Origin of the sequence: Pararcticibacter amylolyticus (genome assembly GCF_003130405.1) — a bacterium.
Lineage (GTDB): Bacteria > Bacteroidota > Bacteroidia > Sphingobacteriales > Sphingobacteriaceae > Arcticibacter > Arcticibacter amylolyticus.
Map to the genome: position 1 here is coordinate 720 of NZ_QEAS01000063.1, position 972 is coordinate 1691.

Annotated in this window: 1 pseudogene; it reads left to right on the plus strand. The window is 55.8% G+C overall.

Going from position 1 to position 972, the window contains the following annotated elements:
* Positions 1–972: pseudogene (locus tag DDR33_RS26155) on the plus strand (DUF6443 domain-containing protein); the annotation flags it as partial.

The following is a 972-nucleotide window of genomic DNA, read 5'->3' on the forward strand; positions in this document are numbered from 1 at the left end:
GATAAAAGTCCTGGGCACCTCCACTATGCTGACCAGCCTCACCTTCTATGATGAGGACGGGCAGGTGATGCAGGTCAAGAGCCAGAACTACCGGGGAGGAGTGGACAGCGTGCTGACCACTTACACCTTCACCGATGAGCCCGAAACGGTTACCCGTTACCATACCAGCCCGGGCAGCAGCGTCACCACCAGGACCCGCTACGTCTACGACCATATGGGAAGGAAGACGAAGACCTGGCAGAATATCAATAACGCAGGAGAGGTCCTGCTGTCTGAAAACGAATATAACGAAACAGGCCAGTTGTGGAAAAAGAAACTGCACAACGGGGCCCAAACCATCACCTATACCTACAACGAAAGAGGCTGGCTAACATCCTCCGTCACCACCAGGCTCGACCTCAGACTGCGCTACAACGCCCCCACAAAAGGAGCCGCTCCTCAGTATAACGGGAACATCTCCGAGCAGGAATATACCGGTAACCATAGCGGCAACCGCTGGTTCACCTATACATATGACCCGGTGAACCGGCTGACGACTGCTGCCTCCAGCCATGCCAGCAATAAGCTGGGCGAAACCCTGACCTACGACAAGATGGGCAACATCCAGAGCCTGGCCCGGGGGAACTACGGTTCGCTGGCCTACACGTATGACGGCAACCGTCTGAGTGCAGTCAGTGGCTTCAAGACCGGCAGTTTCGGGTATGACGCCAATGGCAATACCACAACTGACGGCACCCGGAACCTGACGGTCACCTACAATGAGCTCAATCTCCCTTCGCAGGTGACCGGCAGTGGCACTGCCACGTACACGTATGATGCCACCGGCAATAAGATCCGTTCGGTACAGGCAGGTACCACCCGGGACTATATCGCCGGTATCCAGTATACCAACGGAACAATCGATTTCATCCAGACCGAAGAGGGCAGGGCGGTACGGAATACCGACGGCACCTACCGCTATGAATACGATCT